Below are 20,564 nucleotides of genomic sequence, written 5' to 3' on the forward strand. Positions count from 1 at the left end.
TTTTAGTTTGGGCCGATCTTATATTTTTGCTTCATTGAGCCGCTTAGAAAGTAAAACTCAGTCCGACATTGGCTTGGAATTGGTTCATCCAGTCGGTATCAAAGCGAATGATGCACTCTTGCCCGTTATTTGGGATATTACAAACACCGGAGGTATCGTTGTCGACAACCGTGCCTAACCAACGTACTTGTGTGTTCAACGCTAGTCGGTCACTAAATTTGTACTCTAAGCCACCAAAGATAGAAGTTGAGAATCCATACTTATCTTTTGCCCAGTCTACATCGACGTAAGAAGCACCCAGGCCTAGCCCTAGATAACCCGACAACACAGGCGAAGCAGGGTAGTAGATGCTGCTTTGAAGGTGCAGGTATTGGATGGAGGAGCTTAGGTTAAGCGTTTCTAATTCCGAGCTCTGATTGGAGTAGAAGAAGCCGATGCGTCCTTTTTCAAGTGGCGTTTCAATGGCAAAGGTGTAATTTTCAGAGCCTTTCATGTCATAGGTTTTACCGTCCTGGTCTTCGACACTGCCACCGCCGGTATAACCTACCATAGGTGTAATGATGATCTCCGGCGAAGCATACGCGCTTGAAACGGAGAGAAGCGTAATCAGTGCCATCATATTTGCTTTGTTATTCATGAGTATATCCTTATCCATACACTTACTAATTGTGATGGTTACATCAATATTGTGCGACTAATTTCGACGATTCTTGAAGATACTTCACACACCTGATAGTACTTAAATAGAGACTCGACAAATTAATAATAAACCAGAGGTGTCTATGGACCATAATCTGAAAAATGCCCTACAAATTACCGTGTTTATCTACATGATCATTCTTTCATTTGGCTTTATTGCGATTGGTAGTTAATACCATCTATTGCGAGGCTGAGTTTTGATACTCAGGGAATAATGAATAGTGGGATTATAACCAATATTGATACAGCAATAGACTTGGATTATTACGCTAAGTTTATTGCTGGAAAAACAGCACTGGTCGCTCAAGGTGGCGGACAGAGAAGTATTTTTACTTCTGGAGTGCTGGATGCCTTTCTTCTCTCAAATTTTGACCCCTTCGACGAATTTTTTGGTACCTCAGCAGGTGCTCTCAACTTATGTGCTTATCTGTGCCGTGATAAAGGCCTTGGACGTTCTTTTGTTCTCGACCTCACAACCTCACCAGAGTTCTTCAATCTCTTTTCCTATATACGACACAGAAAGAACCTAGGATTAGAATGGGCGCTAGAACAAATCATGGCTTACCCATATAAGCTCGATCTGGATTTAGGGCGACAAACGCTAGGCGATCGCCACTTCTATGCGGCTGTAACGGATTCCAAAGACTTACGAGACCACTACTTCCCATTATTGGGCGAAGATTGGTACAAGGTGATGATTGCGACCTGTGCTATTCCTCGCTTGTACAATGACGAAGTCTTTATTGGTGACAGTGCTTATGTGGACGGTGGTGTATCGGCGTGTATCCCAGTTCAGGAAGCGTGGCGAAGACAAGCTCGTTCTATTGTGGTGATTCGTACTGAGCCAGTGGTGGAGGAAGGTAATACCCATTTGGTTGAAGCACCAGTTAAGGGATCTTCAGTCAAAGCGCCTAAACCTATATCTGCAGAAGAACTGGAGTGGTTCCGCGAATCTTTCGACAGTGTTCAAGGCCATTGGCAACAGAAAGTGGAACAGTGGAAAACCGACTGGACCTCTTTCTTCCAACAACAAATTATGCGCTCAAAAGAGCAGAAGCGTGACCGTGGGCATTTAGACCTGCTGAACGGTGGTCGCTGGCTATTTGGTGCAGATGATATTTATCGCTTAAGTCATTTAATCGGAGATAAGTTTGATTCAGGGTTGGCTGACATGCTGATGGTGCATTATCAGACCTACTCATTGACTCAGGATTTTTTGAATTCGCCACCAGACGACGCGTTTGTGGTTCAGATAGCACCTAGTCAAACGCTTAAATCGAGCTCATTAATGAGTCATAAAGATGATTTACTGCATGATTACGAATTGGGTTTAGAAGCCGGTTACCGATTTGTGGAGACCTATACCTCAACGGAAAACGCTCGCAATTCTCATATGCCACAGTTAGCCACCATTGCTGCTGGTAAATAATTCTCGAAGTTGATGAGCTAGCATGCTGTTAGCTCGTTATGCTGTTTAAGTAGATCTTCAGTGAATTGTGTTCTGAAATGAAAAAGGGTTATTGAACTTGGTTCGATAACCCTTTTAAGCTTTTGAGATTAGGCAAATCGTTTCGCCTTAAGGTCAAATATTAGGTGACAGGCAAGATTCTCATACAGTTGGTCGACCCTGCTACATCCATAATGTCGCCTTGAGTGACGATCACTAGGTCACCAAACTTAAGGTGTCCTTTCTCTTTCAGGCAAGTGAGTGTAGATAGTGCAATGTCAAAGCTGTCTTCGGCTTCTGTTTCGAAGTAGATAGGTGTTACACCTCGGTATAAGGTACAGCGATTAAGTGTTCCTTCGTTACGAGACAGCGCGTAGATCGGCATGTCGGCACTTAGGCGAGACATCATCAGTGCCGTGCGGCCTGACTCGGTGAGAGTGACAACGCCTTTAATGCCTTCCATATGGTTCGCAGAGTAGATGGTCGCCATCGAAACGGTTTCTTCGGCAGTAACAAAGGTGCGATCAATACGGTAATTGGATTGGTTATTAATGCCTGCCATTTTTTCCGCACCAATACAGACTTCAGCCATCGATTTTACGGTCTCGACAGGGTAGTCACCAGCTGCAGTTTCACCAGACAGCATCACAGCATCGGTGCCATCGAGTACGGCGTTGGCAACGTCCATAACTTCGGCACGGGTTGGCATTGGCGCAGAAATCATTGATTCCATCATCTGAGTTGCAGTGATGACTGTTCGGTTAAGCGCTCTGGCACGGCGTATAAGCTGTTTTTGCACTCCGACTAACTCAGGGTCGCCAATTTCCACTCCGAGGTCACCACGAGCCACCATAACGACATCTGAAGCCATTATGATGTCATCCATGTTCTCAACAGTAGCTACTGTCTCTGCTCGCTCCACTTTTGCGACGAGGTGAGCTTCTAAACCAGCTTCTCGTGCAAGCTGACGAGCATAGTGCATGTCTTCACCATTACGAGGGAAAGACACCGCTAGGTAATCCACTTTGATTTGTGCGGCGGTGACGATGTCGCGCTTGTCTTTTTCTGTTAGCGCTTCTGCGGAAAGGCCACCACCTTTTTTGTTGATGCCTTTGTTATTTGAGAGTGGGCCGCCAATGATGACTTCGGTATGAACGCGACAGCCTTCCACTTTGGTTACTTTGAGTTGAACACGACCATCGTCAAGCAACAGAATATCGCCGGCGGACACATCGTTAGGCAGTTCTTTGTAATCAAGGCCAACGGCTTCTTGATTACCTTCACCTAAACCTAGGCTGCTGTCGAGAGTGAACAGGTCGCCTACGGCAAGTTGGATTTTGCCATCTTTGAATGTCGACACACGAATCTTGGGACCTTGTAAGTCTCCGAGAATGGCGATTTGAGTGCCGTGTCTTTTTGCTATTGCTCTGACTTTTTCTGCGCGTTGTATATGGTCGTCGCTGGTGCCGTGAGAGAAGTTCATACGAACGATATTGGCACCGGCTTTGATGATCTCTTCAAGCACGTTACCTTTATCAGTAGAAGGGCCTAGCGTTGTGACGATTTTCGTTTTTCTTAATTCGGCTGTCATGAATACTCCTAGAGTGAGGCCAAGTAATCTTTTAAAAGACTGAATTAAGTATATGCATTAATTGATAATTTATTGGGAGCTAGGAGGATATTTCTTGATTTGCTTTTAATTATTGAATTTAGGGCTCAAACGCGATGTTTTATTCTGAAAATTAAGTCGCAAATTATCGATGTGGGTGTTAATTTTCCTCGAACTATTTGACTCGATACACAAAGATTCATGTATATACGTGATACTGGTCACGGCGATATACCAAGTGACTTCACAATTACTTCGCAAAGTAAAAAAATTACCTCGTTGATGATTTCTGGAGCGTAAAATGTACATGGCTCAACCGGGCCATATTGATCATATCAAACAGGTCAATGCTGGTCGTGTATATAAACTAATTGACCTTAAAGGTCCTATTTCTCGTATCGATCTGTCCAAGCAAAGTGAGTTGGCTCCGGCGAGTATTACTAAAATTACCCGTGAACTCATTGAAGCTCACCTTATTCACGAAACGACGGTTCAAGAAGCCACGACTCGTGGGCGTCCTGCTGTCGGTCTGCAAACCAATAACGAAGGTTGGCAATTTTTGTCGATGCGTCTTGGTCGCGGATACTTGACGATCGCGCTCCATGAATTGGGCGGCGACGTGCTTATCGATACCAAGATTGATATCCATGAACGTGATCAAGACGATGTGCTTGCGCGTCTTCTCCATGAAATCGATGAGTTCTTCCAAACCTATGCCGAGCAACTCGACAGGGTGACGAGTATCGCTATCACACTGCCAGGTCTGGTGAATTCAGAGCAAGGTATTGTGTTGCAGATGCCGCACTATAACGTTGAAAACTTAGCGTTGGGGCCGGAGATCTACAAAGAAACCGGTTTGCCAGTTTTTATTGCCAATGATACCCGAGCGTGGGCATTAGCAGAAAAGCTGTTTGGTAACTCACAAGACAACGACAACTCTGTTCTTATCTCGATTCACCACGGTTTAGGTGCCGGGATCATTCTTGATGGTCGCGTTCTGCAAGGACGTCACGGTAACATCGGTGAGTTGGGGCATATCCAGATCGATAAAGAAGGCAAGCTTTGCCACTGTGGTAATCGAGGCTGTTTAGAAACGGTGGCGAGTTCTCAGGCAATCCGTGAGCAAGTCAAAGAGCGATTGGTAAATGGTGAAGAATCAACGCTAACGGTGTTTGAAGACGTCACTATTGAACAGATCTGTGCTGCCGCTGCTAATGGGGATCCGCTGGCTGTCGAAGTGATTGAACAGTTAGGCCGTTATCTAGGTTCTGCGATTGCGATTGTGATTAACCTGTTCAACCCAGAGAAAATCTTGGTGGGTGGTGTTATCAATCAGGCGAAGAGCGTGTTATACCCGGCGATTCAAAAGTGTATCGAAGAGCAGAGTCTATCGGTTTACCATAAAGACTTAGAGCTGGTGGAATCTCGTTTTTATAAGCAGGCAACCATGCCAGGTGCTGCGCTCATCAAGCAGGCCTTATACGATGGCCAACTGTTAATGAAAGTTATTGAAGGTTAACCCCTTTTTCTCGTCTTGTAGCCTTACCTTGAACCTTTCCATGTACTTAAGCTTTGTATAACATCATTTGTTGTACTTAGTTTAAGCATTCTGTGCATTGGCGCTTTGCTTTAACCTATTGAAGTAGGCTATTGTAGCCACAGTTATTATTTGTCACTAAGGTGTTGTATGTCTGGCGTTTTAAATTCGGTTGATCAGAGAACCAAACTGGTCGGTGAAAACCGTCTGGAACTCTTGTTATTCAGCTTAAATAGTCGTCAACTATTTGCGATTAACGTATTTAAAGTGAAAGAAGTCCTCAAAGTGCCAGTACTCACTCGCTTACCGGGCTCTCATCATCATATTACGGGTGTTGCGTCTTTACGTGGTGAATCGGTGCCTGTTATCGATTTACGCAGTGCCATTGGCTTTCCGCCATCTCGTGCGGAGTCTCAAGAGAGCAACCTGATTATTACGGAATACAACCGAACCGTACAAGGTTTCTTGGTTGGGCAAGTTCGTAATATCGTGAACACGACATGGACAGAAATCCAGCCGCCGCCAAAGACAACAGGCCGTGCAAACTACCTAACCGCTATTACGCATATTCAAGAAGAAGAGCAGCACAAGATCGTCGAGATCATCGATGTTGAGAAAGTGTTGGCTGAGATCATTGATTACGATGTCTCGATCTCTGAAGGCGTTTTAGATGAACAATTAGCTCAGGAGATGATAGGACGCAATGTGCTTATCGTTGATGACTCTTCAACAGCGCGTAATCAGATCAAAGGCACCTTGTCGCAGTTGGGTTTGAACATTATTGAGTGTTGTGATGGCTTAGAAGCACTGACCTTACTTAAGGGCTGGTGTGATGAAGGCAAAGACATCAATCAAGAAATATTGTTGATGATCACCGATGCTGAAATGCCTGAAATGGACGGCTACAAGCTGACACACGAAGTACGTACTGACCCAAGAATGCATGACCTATTCATCACGCTAAATACTTCATTAAGTGGAAGTTTTAATGAAGCTATGGTTGAGAAAGTAGGGTGTAACCGCTTTATTTCTAAGTTCCAGCCAGACCTCTTGGTTGAAGTGACTCAAGAGCGAATGCGTCAGATTTTATAATTAACGCTGCTGTACGGTTTGTTTTGAGTGACCTTATAGAAAACGTTTGCTAATATTCACACAGCATATTTTTCTTAACGAAATATGCTCAACTGCTAGCGTAACTTTTCACACACAATTTAAGGTAGTTCCTCTTAATGATATGGTTAACGTCTAAAGTCGTCATGACTTTGAGCTTATTACTGTATAGGGAATTTAAGAAAAGACGTACGGAAGCTGAAGTTGAGTCATAACTCAACAACTGGAATTGAAGGGAAGCGGATGCTTCCCTTTTTCGTTTTTCTTTCTCTCGTTTCTTTAGCCAATGACCGGTTGAGACCAGTTGGTACTTCGCTAATGAAAATCTCGAGATTTGGTGTTCAAGCCAACAATTTCATCAGTTATATCGATAAGTTTCCCCGCAATCACATGCACGACTTCGCCTTCCTTCTCTAAGACTCCTTGTACCTTTAAAGCCTTCGCTGTCAGATAAGCTTGCTGCTGCGCGCGTGCAGTGGCTCCCCATACCACAACGTTGATATTGCCTGTGTTATCTTCTAATGTGACAAAGGTGACACCGGCTGCGGTACCGGGAGATTGTTTTCCTGTGACTAATCCGACAACGGTGACCATAGATTTGTGTCTTTGCTGTATTAAATCTTTCATGTGTGTGAATCGACCTAGTCGTCCCGCTTCTTCGAGCAAAGTGATGGGGTGCTTGTTCAATGAAATTCCGACACTGGTGAAGTCTTCGAGTAGATCTTGCATCTCGTTGGGCTTGTGCAGTACATGTTCGTCATACCCTGCCTCAGCATCGTCATAGGCTTGGCTAAACAGAGGTAAATCCGACGCCGAGTCCATGATCGCCCAGCGAGTCTGGAAGCGGTCTCCAGAAACGTTATGTAGCGCATTGGCCGATGCCAGTAGCTCGATATCTTTCTTATTCATCGATAACTGTTTCACCTGACTAGGGTGGCGATAACCGGATGGTGGACGATTGGCGAGCACGCTTTGAATTCCATGCTCGCTGAATCCTTTGATTTGTCGCAGCCCTAAGCGAATCGCTAGACCATTCTGATGAGGGGCAACCGTGTGGTCGTTTTGAGAAGCGTTCACACATACCGGAAGTATCACCACATTGTGTCGTTGTGCGTCTTGTACCAACTGTGAAGGGCTATAAAACCCCATCGGTTGGCTATTCAACAGAGAAGCGTAGAAGCACTCTGGGTAGTAGCATTTCAGCCAAGCGGAGCAATACGCTAACACCGCAAACGAAGCGGAGTGGCTTTCAGGAAAACCGTACTCGCCAAAGCCGCATATCTGTTTAAAGATCTGCTCAGCAAACTCTGTCTCATAGCCGCGCTTTTGCATTCCTTCGATGAGTTTGTTTTTAAACTTAAAGACGTTGCCATTTTTCTTCCAAGCGGCCATTGCCCGTCTGAGTTGATCTGCTTCTCCGCCTGTGAACCCTGCAGCGACCATCGCGAGTTTGATCACTTGCTCTTGGAATATCGGTACACCTAAGGTGCGCGACAGTACTGATTCCACGTCTTTAGATGGATAACTGATTGGCTCAATGCCATCTCGACGCTTGAGAAACGGATGCACCATATCACCCTGAATAGGGCCTGGGCGTACGATAGCGATTTGAATCACCAAGTCGTAATAAGTCTTCGGTTTAAGCCTTGGCAGCATGCTCATTTGTGCGCGTGACTCAATTTGGAATATCCCGACTGTGTCTGCTCGCTGAATCATGCCGTAAACCTGAGGATCGTCCTTAAGGCGAGTGATCTCAGCAATGGTCAGTGATCGCCCGTGAATACGTTTGATCAGGTCGAAACATTTACGAATCGCAGAGAGCATACCCAACGCGAGCACATCAACTTTCAGCAAGCCTAAGGTTTCTAGATCATCCTTATCCCATTGGATAATGGTTCGATCGTGCATCGCTGCATTTTCGACGGGAACCAGCTCATACAAAGGCCCTGAGGATATGACAAAGCCACCGACATGTTGAGATAAGTGACGTGGGAAGCCGATAATCTCATTAACCAAGTGGATAAACTGCTGCCCCTTCAAAGAATCAGGTTGTAGCCCTAATTGAGTGAGCTGAGCCTGCCAACCTAAGCTTTTGTCCCTGCGATTGGTGTTCTTGATGAAGTAGTCGAGCTGAGTTTCTTGTAGCCCTAATGCTTTCCCCACATCTCTCACCGCACTTTTGAAGCGATAAGAGATGACTGTTGCAGCAAGTGCAGCCCGTTCTCTACCGTATTTTTTATAGATGTATTGGATGACTTCTTCACGACGTTCGTGTTCAAAATCGACATCAATATCAGGCGGCTCATCGCGCTCTTTACTGATGAAACGCTCAAACAGCACCGAGATCTGTCTTGGGTCGACAGAGGTGATTTCTAAGCAGTAACAGACCACGGAATTGGCCGCTGAACCTCGACCTTGGTAAAGAATGCCTTGGCTTTTGGCAAACATCACGATGTCGTGAATGGTGAGAAAAAAGAAAGGGTAGTCAAGCTCGTCAATTAATCCCAATTCTTTATCTATGATTTGTTGGATGTCGTTAGGTACACCTTGTGGGAAGCGAGCTCGTTTTCCTTTTTCGACCAACATGCGCAGATAACTCATGGGTGTCTCCCCTTGAGGAATCAGCTCACTGGGATATTCGTATCGCAAGCTATTTAAATCAAATTCACACAGCTCAGCGATACGGTTGCTCTCTTCTAGCCACTCCGCTTTGAAGATATGAGAGAGCTTATTGATACTCCGTAAACAGCGCTCGGCATTAGCGAGTAAGTGACTGCCCACTTCGGTAATGGGCTTTTGGTACTTTATCGCAGTGAGTGAGTGCTGTAAGGATAAGCGGTTAGCATTGTGCATTAGCACGCCACCACAAGCTGTTATCGGCAGTTGATGATGTTGTGACAGCTCAACGCAGTAATCTGTGTACTGCTGGTCGGTTTGCTTTAGGTGTCTTTGTAAGCCGATCCAAAGCCGACCTGAAGGGTGCTGAGATAGCCATTGCCCCCAGTGCGCGTCTTCATTTTTCTGTTGAGGAAGCCAAAGAATAAAGCAGTGCTTAGCCGACATGATATCCCACTCAGAGAGCTGATAATGTCCCTTACTGCTACGACGTCTCGCGTTGGTAATTATACGGCACAGCTCGGCGTAGGCTTGTCTGTTTGGGCATATCAAGATCACTTGGCACTCTTCATTTAACCAAAACATGCTCCCGACAATTTGCTTGAGTGACAGTTTATGTTGCTTGATTGCAGAGTGAACCTTAACGATGCCCGCGACTGAGCACTCATCAGTAACCGCGAGTGCTTTGTAACGTAAGAAGTCGGCCTGTAAAACAAGCTCTTCCGCATGCGAAGCTCCCTCTAGAAAGGAGTAATTACTTTGACAGAAAAGCTCTGAGTATTGCTGAGACATAATGTGATCTCACTTAACTATTGCGAGTGAACATGATTGAAAAGGGACGCTGAAATTGAATAAGTAGAACGGAGGAGCTAACAAAGTTTCTTGCTGACTTACGTTCTTACCGACTAGCTAAATAAGCCGTGCAAAAACCACTGTTTATCTGGCGTTTTAAATATCCAGAGCCACCGACCGTTTTCGCTGTGAGCAATAAAGTAGTCACGAATGACCTTCTCTCCGTCCCACCAGCCAGACACAATGCGCTCTGGGCCTTGAGATAAGGTGACGCTTTCGGTTAAGGCTTCGGGCTCTGGCAGTAAAATACTGGGCCTGAGCCGCTGTTGAACGACGCTGAGAGCTGTGGTTTGTTGCTCGCTCCTTGAGGGCGCTTGCCTTTTTGTCACAGACTTACTCAGTGTTGGGAGCGAATACTGATTGGCCTTTTCTGGCCTTGGGTCGTGCTGTATTTTTGGTGTTTGAATACAGGCTTGTCCAAGCTTTGCTTGCAGTAGTGAGAGCAAATCTAACGCGGCAAGTGTTCCGGTATTACCATCAAAAAGATCATGGTAGGTCATTTGGGGTTCTCCATGACGAACCAAGCTGAGGGTCAGTCCTTGAACCGGTGCGGTGAGCTTGAGTGACTCTAAGGTGAGATGAGTAAGGTTCGCCCATTTTTCAGCAAGGTAATCACCTTGTGCCGAATAAAAAGAGACAGGGTGATCGTCTTTATCTCTTAGGTGTAAAGTCAGAGTTAACTCGAAAGCCACTCGATCGCGTAGCTTCAAAAAACATTCGAGTTGATTCAGTAATTTCAGCAACGGCTTTTCGATAAATAGGATGTTTTCAATATCAAACAATAGCTCCAAATATTGCTGGAAATTCTCTGGTGGATGATAGAAATCAATCGGGTGCTTGAACTGGCCGTTAAGGCGACCGACATAATTCACCAAGTCGATATCAAAGCGGCGTGCGACCTCTTGCAAAGGCAGCTTTAATAAGTCTTCAACGGTATTGATACCGACACGGTTCAGGCGTTCCACTTGCTTGGTCGGTAGCTCACTGGAAATTAATGCTTGTTGATTGACCCAAGTTTTCATCTGCTCAATATTGTTTGTTGCTTGGTTGATCGCTTGCTTACCCAAAAGGATCGCAGAAAGCGGCGAATAACCCGTAGCGAAGCTGAACTGGATATTGAGCGTTTCTAAGTGGCTTTTGAGCTCATGCCAGTAGTTATCTAGCCCGTCGTAAAGTGACAGCATGTTAGAGGCTTTAATCAACAAACCATTAGGTGGCAATAACGCCATGTCGGAAGTGACCAGATACGCCCATTGAGCGATCTCTTTAAGCTTACTTTTCTCCAGTTCAATACTGTAAGGGTGGACGTGTAAGTTGTGGCACAAAGCTGCTGCAGACCCTAAGCCCATACCAAGCGAAATTCCCGATTGCAGCGCAGCTGGGTTTGCTTGCAGTACATGGTGATCTTTTTCATCCACGATGATAATAGGTTGTTCGCGTGAGTCTTCGCTCGAACCCAATTCATTAGAGTTAAACAAGGTATCCAACTGCAGAGATGGAAAGTGCAGATAAAGCCACAACATACGTTAGCCTTGCTTCGCAATAGGAAAAGCCAGCACAGTGTTACCAGACAAAGCGCGGTCTGAATTGTCTTCATAAACGACTTTCTCTGTGAGTAACGGCCAGTAGTGTGTCATGTCTAGAATAAAGCTGCCATACGACCAGCTGCCTTTTCTCTTAGTCACTTCAACCTTTAATCCCTGCGCGTGAGAAGAGAGTTTCATGCTTAAGGAAACGGGCAGGGATAATTGATTATGGCTGGTGGCTTTAAAGTGAAACTGCAGGCACTTACCGGTTTCACTGGCTGCTTGTAGGCGCTTTGTTTGGTGTATTTCTAGATCGGCTCCCCATAGCAATACAGAGTGACAAGCGCCGCTTTTGAGGCACTGCTCAGCTGCCCACAACGCATCGAGATCGCGTTGAGGCTGGATAACGAGAATGTTTTCTAATTCAATGCCTTGGCTGTTAAAAAACTCAGCACAGATCTTCCCTGGCGGGTTAATGAATATGGCCAGTTTTTGCGAGTTTTGTTGAGATAAATAGGGCGTCAGTAGGCGAAGCTCGCCGATCCCTTGTTGTGATTCAACTTCAATAACGCCGTGCGTCGGGAAGCCGCCATCAAGCTGTTTATCCAGTTGAGGATAGCCTGTTGAAGTGGTGCTTCCTTGCGTTGTTGATTGTAACCCTTTCCAGATTAGCTGGCGGTCTTGTAAGTTTTTTATTAGTTCATGCATAATTAAATACCTGTATATTTATACAGTATATTTAACAATGGAAAAGATGCAAAGCAAAATGACGAAAATTAGGGGAATAATACCAATCACAGTAAGTAAGTGATCATAAATAGCGCAGGAAAAATGCTTGAGAACAAGGCAGAAATTTTCGATAAGTAGTTATTCTACAATCAAAATTTCTAACGCCGTTATCGAGTGTTTTAACAAGCTAGGATGACCAGTTATTTACTACGATTGGTATCAGTGTTAGTTGATTGATTTAGATAAAAAAAAGCCGCTATGGAAGCGACTTTTTACTATTGGTCAATGATATCAAGTTACTTAGGTTGAGCATCGATACATTGGCCATTAATGTCTGTCACACTTGGGTTCATTAAGTGTAGGTACAGTGGGATGATGTCGAGTGGCGTTTTTAGCTTATTCGCATCTTCTCCTGGGTACGCTTTTGCACGCATACGTGTTTGAGTGCCGCCTGGATTGATTGCGTTAACACGGATGTTCGTGTCTTCAAGCTCGTCCGCTAGGATCTGCATCATACCTTCGGTAGCAAACTTAGAAATTGCGTAAGTGCCCCAGAATGCACGACCAGAGTGACCAACCGTTGAAGAGGTAAATACGATACGACCTGCTTCTGCTTTTTTAAGTGCAGGTAGCAGAGCTTGAGTCATCAAGAACTCAGACTTCACATTGATCTGCATAACATCATCAAAGGTTTCTTCATCAATCTGCTCAAACGGGCTCAGAGTGCCAAGAACGCCAGCATTATGAAGTAGACCGTCTAAACGACCGAACTGTGATTGAATGGTTTCAGCCATATCAACGTAGTTCTGCTTTGTCGCACCTTTTAAATCCAATGGGATAATCGCAGGTTGTGGGTAACCAGCGCTTTCGATTTCATCGTAAATGAATTCAAGGTTTTTAACATTGCGGCCTAACAGAATGACAGTTGCACCATGTTGAGCGAAGCTTAGTGCTGCTTGGCGACCAATGCCAGCACCGGCACCTGTAACCAAAATTACTTTATCTTTGAGGGCATCTGTAGAGATTGGGTAATCCACTGTGCTTATCCTTCTTTCTTTTATTATGTTCGTCATTCCATTGATGTTTAATCACACAGATAACCGCAGGAATGATGAGAAATTCTTGGTAATCGTGACAAGATGGTTACAATACACTAATTCATACAATAGGGGATATGACATTGGAATTTTTGTTGGACTACGGCTTGTTTTTAGCCAAGATTGCGACCGTTGTAATCGCCATCATCGCAATTTTAGTGATTGCTAAATCTGTGGGTGGGAAATCAAGCGCGATTAAAGGTGAGCTGGAAATCACGAACCTATCTGAACATCATAAACAGACGATTGAACAACTAGAGCACCATCTACATGATGATGCTTTCATCAAAGCCCGTGATAAAGCAGAAAAGAAAGCGGAAAAAGAGAAAGTAAAATCACGCGGTAAAGAAGTGAAGAAAGCAGCGAAAGAGGGTGAGCTTGATAGTAAGCGTGAACCACATCTATTCGTTCTTGATTTTAACGGCAGCATTGATGCGAAAGAAGTGGCTTCATTACGTGAAGAGGTAACGGCGGTTCTGGCTGTGGCTCGTGAAGGTGATGAAGTATTGCTGAAACTTGAGTCTGGCGGTGGCATGGTTCACGGCTATGGTTTAGCGTCTTCTCAACTTGATCGTATCAAAGCGGCAGGTTTGCCTCTGACTATCTCGGTAGACAAAGTGGCGGCAAGCGGCGGTTACATGATGGCATGTATCGCAGACAAAATTGTATCTGCACCGTTTGCTATTGTTGGCTCTATTGGTGTTATCGCTCAACTGCCAAACTTCAACAAACTACTTAAAAAGCACGATATTGAGTTCGAGCAGCTAACGGCGGGTGAGTACAAACGCACGCTTACTATGTTTGGTGAGAACAGCGATAAAGCACGTGAGAAGTTTAAAGAAGAGCTAGAAGAGACACATGGCCTATTCAAAGACTTCATCCGTGACCATCGTCCTGCGTTAGATCTTGAAAAAGTAGCAACGGGTGAACACTGGTTTGGTACACAAGCACATGAACTTGGACTGGTGGATGAGATCAGCACTTCTGATGACTTAGTCGTAGCGGCATGTAAGGACAAAACGGTTCTAGCGATCCACTACGTACAGAAGAAAAAGCTTTCAGACAAACTAGCGGGCGTGGCAGGTAAATCTGCAGACAGCGTGTTGATGAAGCTGATTGAACGCGGTCAAAAGCCGATTGTTTAAGCTTATTGAGTTCTAGTTCTAGGCTTGGTGCCTTACGTTCATTTACAGACGTTTGAGCCTTAAAAAGAAAGCGCATAAGTCATCAGACTTATGCGTTTTTTTATTGCTCCACTTCCGAGCGGGTGACCACTATGTTGTAGGGGGAGCGGAGTTTTATACCAAACACTGACTTACTGTGATTGATATTAAATCTTGGCTCCATAATCATTACGTTTTGGACAAGTAGTCAGAATCTCTCTATGACCCGTATCTTTGAGCTCTTCCAAAATCACATCAAAGCCCCACAAGCGATAGAGATGCTTCATCACTTCGTCGTAGCCTTTATCAAGCGGGATGCGGTCGTGAGGCACATATTGCAGTGTCATTGAGCGGTCACCACGAACATCGACATTAAACACCTGAATGTTTGGTTCAAGGTTACTTAGGTTGTATTGCGCCGCAAGCTTCTCACGAATCAGGCGATAGCCCGGATCATCATGAATAGCACTCACCTCAATGGTATTTTTACGGTCGTCGTCGAGTACAGAGAACAGCTTAAAGTCTCGAATGATTTTTGGAGAAAGGTATTGGCTGATGAAACTTTCATCTTTGAAGTTGTGCATCGCAAAGTGCACCGCTTCTAACCAATCACTTCCGGCTAACTCAGGGAACCACTCTCTATCTTCATCGGTTGGCTCTTCACAGATGCGTCGGATGTCTCTAAACATCGCAAAGCCAAGCGCATAAGGGTTTATTCCGCTGAAATAAGGGCTGTTGTAGGCGGGTTGTGCGACGACACTGGTATGGCTGTGTAGGAATTCTAAGATGAACTTATCACTCACCAAGCCTTCGTCGTAAAGGTGGTTAAGAATGGTGTAATGCCAGAAGGTTGCCCAGCCTTCGTTCATCACTTGAGTTTGTTTTTGAGGGTAGAAGTATTGGCTCACTTTGCGAACGATGCGAACACACTCTCGTTGCCAAGGTTCAAGCAGTGGTGCGTTCTTCTCGATAAAGTAGAGAATGTTTTCTTGAGGCTCGCTAGGAAAGCGGATCTTGGTCTCTTCTTCCTTACTTTTATTTTGAGGAACGGTTCGCCATAGCTCATTCACTTGAGATTGCAGATAAGCTTCGCGTTCTTCTTGTCTTGCTGTCTCTTCTGCAATGGAAATCTTCTCAGGGCGTTTGTATCGGTCTACGCCGTAATTCATCAGTGCGTGACAAGAATCAAGGAGCTGCTCGACTTCAGCAACACCATATTTCTCTTCACAACCACTGATGTACTTCTTAGCAAACAACAAGTAATCGATGATGGAACTGGCATCGGTCCATGTTTGGAACAGGTAGTTGCCTTTAAAGAAAGAGTTGTGGCCATAACAAGCGTGAGCCATTACCAGCGCCTGCATTGTGACCGTGTTCTCTTCCATCAGGTAAGCGATACAAGGATCGGAGTTGATTACGATTTCGTATGCCAAGCCCATTTGGCCATGCTTGTAGTTTTGCTCGGTTTGAATGAATTTCTTACCAAAAGACCAGTGGTTGTAATTGATAGGCATACCAATGCTCGAGTAGGCATCCATCATCTGTTCTGAAGTAATCACTTCAATCTGGTTTGGGTAAGTATCTAAACGGTAATGCTGCGCAACACGTTTGATTTCTACGTGGTATTTCTCCAAGAGGTTGAACGTCCAATCTGGACCATCAGGCAGCATCTTGTCGTTTTTCTTTTTTGCAGCTTTGTTTTTCTCTGCAACGTTTGATTTCGCTGTCATGGCAAACTCCCTTACGCTGTCTCTTTCTGGAACAGTTCTCTAAACACAGGAAAAATATCATCCACCGTTTTAATGTTTTTCATGGCGAAGTTGTCAAAGCTACTCTCGAGTTTTTCGTATTCGTGCCAAAGTGTTTGATGAGAGCGGCGTGTTATTTCGATGTAAGAGTAATATTGGCAAGTTGGCAGAAGCGTATTGACCAGTAACTCTTTACAGCGAGGAGAGTCATCAGCCCAGTTATCGCCATCAGAGGCTTGTGCTGCATAGATGTTCCACTCATTAGCAGGGTAGCGGTCTGCGACAATTTCCTTCATCAGTTTCAGTGCGCTTGAAACAATGGTGCCACCCGTTTCTTGTGAGTAGAAAAACTCATGTTCGTCGACCTCTTTAGCCTGAGTATGGTGACGAATAAACACAACATCGACGTTTTCGTAGGTGCGATTTAAGAACAGATACAGAAGAACATAAAAGCGCTTCGCAATATCTTTTGTGGCCTGATCCATAGAGCCCGATACATCCATTAGACAGAACATCACGGCTTGGCTAGATGGAATAGGGCGCTTCTCGTAGTTTTTAAAACGTAAGTCGAAGGTGTCAATGAACGGCACGCTTTCAATCTTTTTACGTAACTCGGCAATCTCTTCTTTGAGGCGACCTTCCTCAAAAGGTTGTGCCGGCTCCGTCATTTTAACTTGGTCAAGCTGTTCCATCAGTAGGTTAAGCTCGCGCTTTTTACCTGCTGTCATCGCGGTTCTACGAGCCAGAGATTGCTGTAGTGAACGAACGATAGCGATGTTGGATGGAATCCCCGCGCTTTGGTAACCAGAGCGGTGAGTTTTCCATTCGGTGATTTTGTTGATCTGATTTTTCTCTAGATTAGGTAGAGCTAAATCTTCAAAGAGAATATCAAGATACTCATCTTTTGAAATTTGGAAGGTAAATTCATCTTGGCCTTCGCCATCAGGGCTTGCGTCGCCTTGGCCTGAGCCACCACCTTGACCACCACCTTTAGGGCGTTCGATTTTATCGCCAGTGATGAACTGATCATTACCTGGGTGAACGCGCTCTCTTACGCCGCCTTGACCTTGGTGAAAGTTCGGCTCTTTGATGTCTTTATGGGGAATAGTGACGTCTTCACCTGTTTCTGTATTGGTGATTGAGCGTCGGTTAACTGCATCGGCCACAGATTCTTTGATTTGCTCTTTATGGCGTCGTAAGAAACGCTGTCTATTCACAGCACTCTTATTTTTGCCATTGAGCCTCCGATCGATAAATTGTGCCATAAGAACTCCCTCTCAGCTGATGTCGCGATCCTACTTTTTATTCGGGTATAAGAGTTATTGATTTACTAAGGTATAAAAGTTATTGGTTTATACGAGCTGCTCAGTTGAGCAGCTCAATACCGTTTAGTTATGAGGATTTACGAACTCTTAGGTACCACTCAGATAGCAGTCTCACTTGCTTCTCGGTGTAGCCTTTTTCCATCATACGAGCAACGAAGTCGTCATGTTTTTTCTGATCATCCGTTGAGGTCTTAGCATTGAACGAAATAACAGGAAGTAGCTCTTCTGTGTTAGAGAACATTTTCTTCTCAATCACAGTGCGCAGTTTCTCGTAGCTCGTCCACACTGGGTTTTGACCGTTATTGTTGGCTTTGGCACGAAGCACAAAGTTCACAATCTCATTTCGGAAGTCTTTAGGGTTACTGATACCGGCTGTCTTCTCGATTTTCTCTAGTTCACCATTCAGAGAAGCACGGTCAAATAGTTGGCCTGTTTCTGGGTCGCGGTACTCTTGGTCTTGAATCCAGAAATCTGCGTAGGTGACATAGCGGTCGAAGATATTCTGACCGTACTCAGAGTAAGACTCTAGATAAGCGGTTTGAATTTCTTTACCGATGAACTCTACGTAGCGTGGCACTAGGTATCCTTTCAAGAACTCTAGGTACTTCTCGGCGGTCTCTTGAGGGAACTGCTCCCGTTCGATTTGCTGCTCAATAACGTAGAACAGGTGCACTGGGTTCGCGGCCACTTCGGCTTGGTCGAAGTTAAACACACGAGACAGGATCTTAAAGGCGAAACGCGTTGATAGCCCAGACATGCCTTCGTCAACGCCAGCATAATCTCGGTACTCTTGGTAGCTCTTCGCTTTTGGATCGGTGTCTTTTAGAGTCTCACCATCGTAAACACGCATCTTAGAGAATAGAGATGAGTTTTCAGGCTCTTTTAGTCTCGAAAGAATGCTGAATTGCGATAGCAGATCGAGTGTGCTTGGTGAGCAAGGCGCTTGGGATAGCTCACTGTGCTCAAGCAGTTTCTTGTAGATCTTAACTTCTTCAGACACACGCAGACAGTAAGGGACTTTTACAATGTACACACGGTCGAGGAATGCTTCGTTGTTTTTGTTGTTACGGAAGGTCTGCCACTCAGATTCGTTCGAGTGAGCGAGAATCATACCGTCAAATGGCAGTGCAGAAAGCCCTTCGGTACCGTTGAAGTTACCTTCTTGTGTTGCCGTAAGTAGAGGGTGTAATACTTTGATTGGCGCTTTGAACATCTCCACGAATTCCATCACACCTTGGTTGGCTTTACAAAGCGCACCAGAGTAGCTGTAGGCATCAGGATCATCTTGAGAGAAGTGTTCAAGTTTACGAATATCAACTTTACCAACCAGAGACGAGATATCTTGGTTGTTTTCATCACCTGGCTCCGTTTTCGCGATCGCAACTTGATCGAGAATAGAAGGGCGCAGTTTGATGACTTTGAATTTGGAAATATCACCGCCAAAATCGTGTAGACGTTTCGCTGCCCACGGAGACATAATTGAGCGAAGATAGCGTTTCTCAATGCCATATTCGTTCTTCAATAAGTCGCCGTCTTCGTTAACGTCGAATAGACAGAATGGGTGATCGTTTACTGGGCTTCGTTCACCGTCAGCAGACAATACATAGATTGGTAGTTTCTGCATCAGGGCTTTGAGTTTTTCAGCGAGAGAAGATTTACCACCGCCCACAGGGCCAAGTAGGTAAAGGATTTGTTTACGTTCTTCTAAACCTTGCGCAGCATGTTTTAAGTAAGAAACAATCTGTTCAATCGCATCTTCCATACCGTAGAAATCTTTAAATTCGCTGTAGCGTGAGATGACACGGTTCGAGAAAATACGACTCAGTTGAGGGTCTTGAGCAGTGTCAATAACCTCTGGTTCGCCAATGGCTAGTAATAAGCGCTCGGCAGCATTAGCGTAAGCACTTTTATCGTCTTTACACAGCCCTAAGAACTCTTGCAATGTCAGCTCTTCTTCCTTGGCTGCTTCATAACGTGATTGATAGTGGTCAAAGATACTCATAGTCACATTCCCCTTGTTAACCAGTCAAAACTGACGAGCGATTGAAAAATAGGCTCTCCCTACATTTTAAGGTTAGACCCGCTTCCACAATTTTGCTTAACAATTATGTATTTATTTACAATTTTGCGTGTGAAAAACGTGGCGAGCGCAATAGGCAACTTGAGGCGCGTAGAATCAAATTATTTTCCATTCGAGGGGATCTGGTCGTTTGTTTTGAGATTTTAGGTTGCTTAATAATACCCGTGCTGGATTTATGTATGTTAGATACATAGCCGAGCCTTATTGATAATCTTGCATGATGAACGGTCTAATGCGCTTGGCTATCAGAAAATAACAAGAGAATGTGAGAATGGTTTATCAAAAAAGTCGTTATTGATTCTCATTATGTTTGAAATGGTAAATTGATACTCTAGAAGGTTACTGCGTTATTTGACGCTGCTTGCGTTTTCTAGTTGCTTTGGTTTTTCTCTTTGTGTGCGAACATTAAAAAAAGGGTTACTCATGATGAGTAACCCTTTTTCTTGAAACTTTTTAAAAGTTATCGCTGATCTATTAACGAATTAAGCGCTAAAGATTTGAGATAGCTCTGTCGCACATAGGTGGTACTGACGAGGGCAGTTGCGCCATGTTGTTAGCATGCGACGGTACTTCTCTAGCATTGGCATCTGGCTATTGAAGTGGTGATCGGCTTTGTCGAATTGAGGGTAAAGACCTTCAGAATCAACAAGGAAACGCACGTAGTGTACGATCTGCGCTTCAGAAGCGATATCAAAACCTAAGAACTGCAGGCGACGTTGGTCTACTTCAGCACGCTCTTGCTCTGCAAGCATTTTGTTCGACTCTTGCATTGCATGGTACATCTCCATGATGTCGATAATTTCGCGACATTCTGCTTCAGTCAAACAACCAAACTCTTTGTTAAGCTCACGCATTTGGAGTTCGTAACCACGTTCTACAATCGTTTGTAGACGTTGGTATTTAGCGGAGTTCTCAGGATCCATTTGAGACATTAGGTAGTATTGATTTGATAGAATTAGACGCTGAGCATTGGTCATTTCCATGGGAGGAGCCTCACTAAAAAACTAAATGTTGTATTCTTTTGTT

Annotated in this window: 15 protein-coding genes; 5 read left to right on the forward strand and 10 right to left on the reverse strand. The window is 44.7% G+C overall.

What is annotated here, in order from left to right; translation table 11 throughout:
* Window positions 1-43: 43 nt before the first annotated feature.
* Window positions 44-637: an outer membrane beta-barrel protein gene (locus AB4307_RS13450; protein ID WP_017067207.1), complete on the reverse strand. Its 594-nt coding sequence runs from the start codon at window positions 635-637 to the stop codon at window positions 44-46.
* Between the two features lie 145 nt (window positions 638-782).
* Between AB4307_RS13450 and cydH the strand changes: the two genes are divergently transcribed.
* Window positions 783-872, forward strand: a complete 90-nt coding sequence (cydH, locus tag AB4307_RS13455; protein WP_100214626.1) for a cytochrome bd-I oxidase subunit CydH — start codon at window positions 783-785, stop codon at window positions 870-872.
* A 41-nt stretch (window positions 873-913) separates the two neighbouring features.
* Window positions 914-2,128 (forward strand): patatin-like phospholipase family protein, encoded by a 1,215-nt coding sequence (locus tag AB4307_RS13460; RefSeq protein WP_136982864.1) that lies wholly within the window; start codon window positions 914-916, stop codon window positions 2,126-2,128.
* A 160-nt stretch (window positions 2,129-2,288) separates the two neighbouring features.
* On the opposite strand, the gene pyk is transcribed toward AB4307_RS13460, so the two are convergent.
* The gene (gene pyk / locus AB4307_RS13465) at window positions 2,289-3,737 is read right to left on the reverse strand and encodes a pyruvate kinase (protein WP_017062141.1); all 1,449 of its coding nucleotides are present in this window, start codon (window positions 3,735-3,737) and stop codon (window positions 2,289-2,291) included.
* Window positions 3,738-4,056: 319 nt separating this feature from the next.
* Between pyk and mlc the strand changes: the two genes are divergently transcribed.
* Window positions 4,057-5,274, forward strand: a complete 1,218-nt coding sequence (gene mlc / locus AB4307_RS13470; RefSeq protein WP_017062140.1) for a sugar metabolism global transcriptional regulator Mlc — start codon at window positions 4,057-4,059, stop codon at window positions 5,272-5,274.
* 168 nt (window positions 5,275-5,442) lie between these two features.
* Entirely contained in the window at window positions 5,443-6,384 is a 942-nt protein-coding gene (locus AB4307_RS13475; RefSeq protein ID WP_017062139.1) for a chemotaxis protein CheV, read from the forward strand.
* A gap of 333 nt (window positions 6,385-6,717) precedes the next feature.
* On the opposite strand, the gene AB4307_RS13480 is transcribed toward AB4307_RS13475, so the two are convergent.
* From AB4307_RS13480 to AB4307_RS13495, 4 genes are all read right to left on the reverse strand, one after another.
* Window positions 6,718-9,810 carry an error-prone DNA polymerase gene (locus AB4307_RS13480; RefSeq protein WP_372132061.1) on the reverse strand — a complete coding sequence of 1,031 codons (3,093 nt, stop codon included), beginning with the start codon at window positions 9,808-9,810 and terminating at the stop codon, window positions 6,718-6,720.
* A 113-nt stretch (window positions 9,811-9,923) separates the two neighbouring features.
* A complete protein-coding gene (locus tag AB4307_RS13485; protein ID WP_372132063.1) occupies window positions 9,924-11,393 on the reverse strand; it encodes a Y-family DNA polymerase in 1,470 nt (489 codons plus the stop codon).
* 3 nt (window positions 11,394-11,396) lie between these two features.
* On the reverse strand, window positions 11,397-12,104 hold the full coding sequence (gene imuA / locus AB4307_RS13490) for a translesion DNA synthesis-associated protein ImuA (RefSeq protein ID WP_017063488.1): 708 nt from the start codon (window positions 12,102-12,104) through the stop codon (window positions 11,397-11,399).
* A 317-nt stretch (window positions 12,105-12,421) separates the two neighbouring features.
* Window positions 12,422-13,162, reverse strand: coding sequence for a YciK family oxidoreductase (locus AB4307_RS13495; protein WP_017062135.1), 741 nt, complete (start codon window positions 13,160-13,162; stop codon window positions 12,422-12,424).
* A gap of 143 nt (window positions 13,163-13,305) precedes the next feature.
* Between AB4307_RS13495 and sohB the strand changes: the two genes are divergently transcribed.
* Entirely contained in the window at window positions 13,306-14,367 is a 1,062-nt protein-coding gene (sohB, locus tag AB4307_RS13500) for a protease SohB (protein ID WP_009849001.1), read from the forward strand.
* Window positions 14,368-14,552: 185 nt separating this feature from the next.
* On the opposite strand, the gene AB4307_RS13505 is transcribed toward sohB, so the two are convergent.
* From AB4307_RS13505 to AB4307_RS13520, 4 genes are all read right to left on the reverse strand, one after another.
* Window positions 14,553-16,115, reverse strand: a complete 1,563-nt coding sequence (locus AB4307_RS13505) for a SpoVR family protein (RefSeq protein ID WP_017062134.1) — start codon at window positions 16,113-16,115, stop codon at window positions 14,553-14,555.
* A gap of 11 nt (window positions 16,116-16,126) precedes the next feature.
* The gene (locus tag AB4307_RS13510; RefSeq protein ID WP_372132065.1) at window positions 16,127-17,398 is read right to left on the reverse strand and encodes a YeaH/YhbH family protein; all 1,272 of its coding nucleotides are present in this window, start codon (window positions 17,396-17,398) and stop codon (window positions 16,127-16,129) included.
* Window positions 17,399-17,525: 127 nt separating this feature from the next.
* Window positions 17,526-19,460: a PrkA family serine protein kinase gene (locus AB4307_RS13515; protein WP_017062132.1), complete on the reverse strand. Its 1,935-nt coding sequence runs from the start codon at window positions 19,458-19,460 to the stop codon at window positions 17,526-17,528.
* Window positions 19,461-20,020: 560 nt separating this feature from the next.
* A complete protein-coding gene (locus AB4307_RS13520) occupies window positions 20,021-20,521 on the reverse strand; it encodes a YfbU family protein (protein ID WP_017066932.1) in 501 nt (166 codons plus the stop codon).
* Window positions 20,522-20,564: the final 43 nt, after the last annotated feature.

Origin of the sequence: Vibrio sp. 10N.261.52.C2 (assembly GCF_041471425.1) — a bacterium.
GTDB lineage: Bacteria > Pseudomonadota > Gammaproteobacteria > Enterobacterales > Vibrionaceae > Vibrio > Vibrio crassostreae_C.

Excerpts from the sequence above, each read along its gene's own strand:
- AB4307_RS13450 (WP_017067207.1), bottom strand. The coding sequence starts at position 637 with ATGAATAACAAAGCAAATATGATGGCACTGATTACGCTTCTCTCCGTT.
- cydH (WP_100214626.1), top strand. The coding sequence starts at position 783 with ATGGACCATAATCTGAAAAATGCCCTACAAATTACCGTGTTTATCTAC.
- AB4307_RS13460 (WP_136982864.1), top strand. The coding sequence starts at position 914 with ATGAATAGTGGGATTATAACCAATATTGATACAGCAATAGACTTGGAT.
- pyk (WP_017062141.1), bottom strand. The coding sequence starts at position 3,737 with ATGACAGCCGAATTAAGAAAAACGAAAATCGTCACAACGCTAGGCCCT.
- mlc (WP_017062140.1), top strand. The coding sequence starts at position 4,057 with ATGTACATGGCTCAACCGGGCCATATTGATCATATCAAACAGGTCAAT.
- AB4307_RS13475 (WP_017062139.1), top strand. The coding sequence starts at position 5,443 with ATGTCTGGCGTTTTAAATTCGGTTGATCAGAGAACCAAACTGGTCGGT.
- AB4307_RS13480 (WP_372132061.1), bottom strand. The coding sequence starts at position 9,810 with ATGTCTCAGCAATACTCAGAGCTTTTCTGTCAAAGTAATTACTCCTTT.
- AB4307_RS13485 (WP_372132063.1), bottom strand. The coding sequence starts at position 11,393 with ATGTTGTGGCTTTATCTGCACTTTCCATCTCTGCAGTTGGATACCTTG.
- imuA (WP_017063488.1), bottom strand. The coding sequence starts at position 12,104 with ATGCATGAACTAATAAAAAACTTACAAGACCGCCAGCTAATCTGGAAA.
- AB4307_RS13505 (WP_017062134.1), bottom strand. The coding sequence starts at position 16,115 with ATGACAGCGAAATCAAACGTTGCAGAGAAAAACAAAGCTGCAAAAAAG.
- AB4307_RS13510 (WP_372132065.1), bottom strand. The coding sequence starts at position 17,398 with ATGGCACAATTTATCGATCGGAGGCTCAATGGCAAAAATAAGAGTGCT.
- AB4307_RS13515 (WP_017062132.1), bottom strand. The coding sequence starts at position 19,460 with ATGAGTATCTTTGACCACTATCAATCACGTTATGAAGCAGCCAAGGAA.
- AB4307_RS13520 (WP_017066932.1), bottom strand. The coding sequence starts at position 20,521 with ATGGAAATGACCAATGCTCAGCGTCTAATTCTATCAAATCAATACTAC.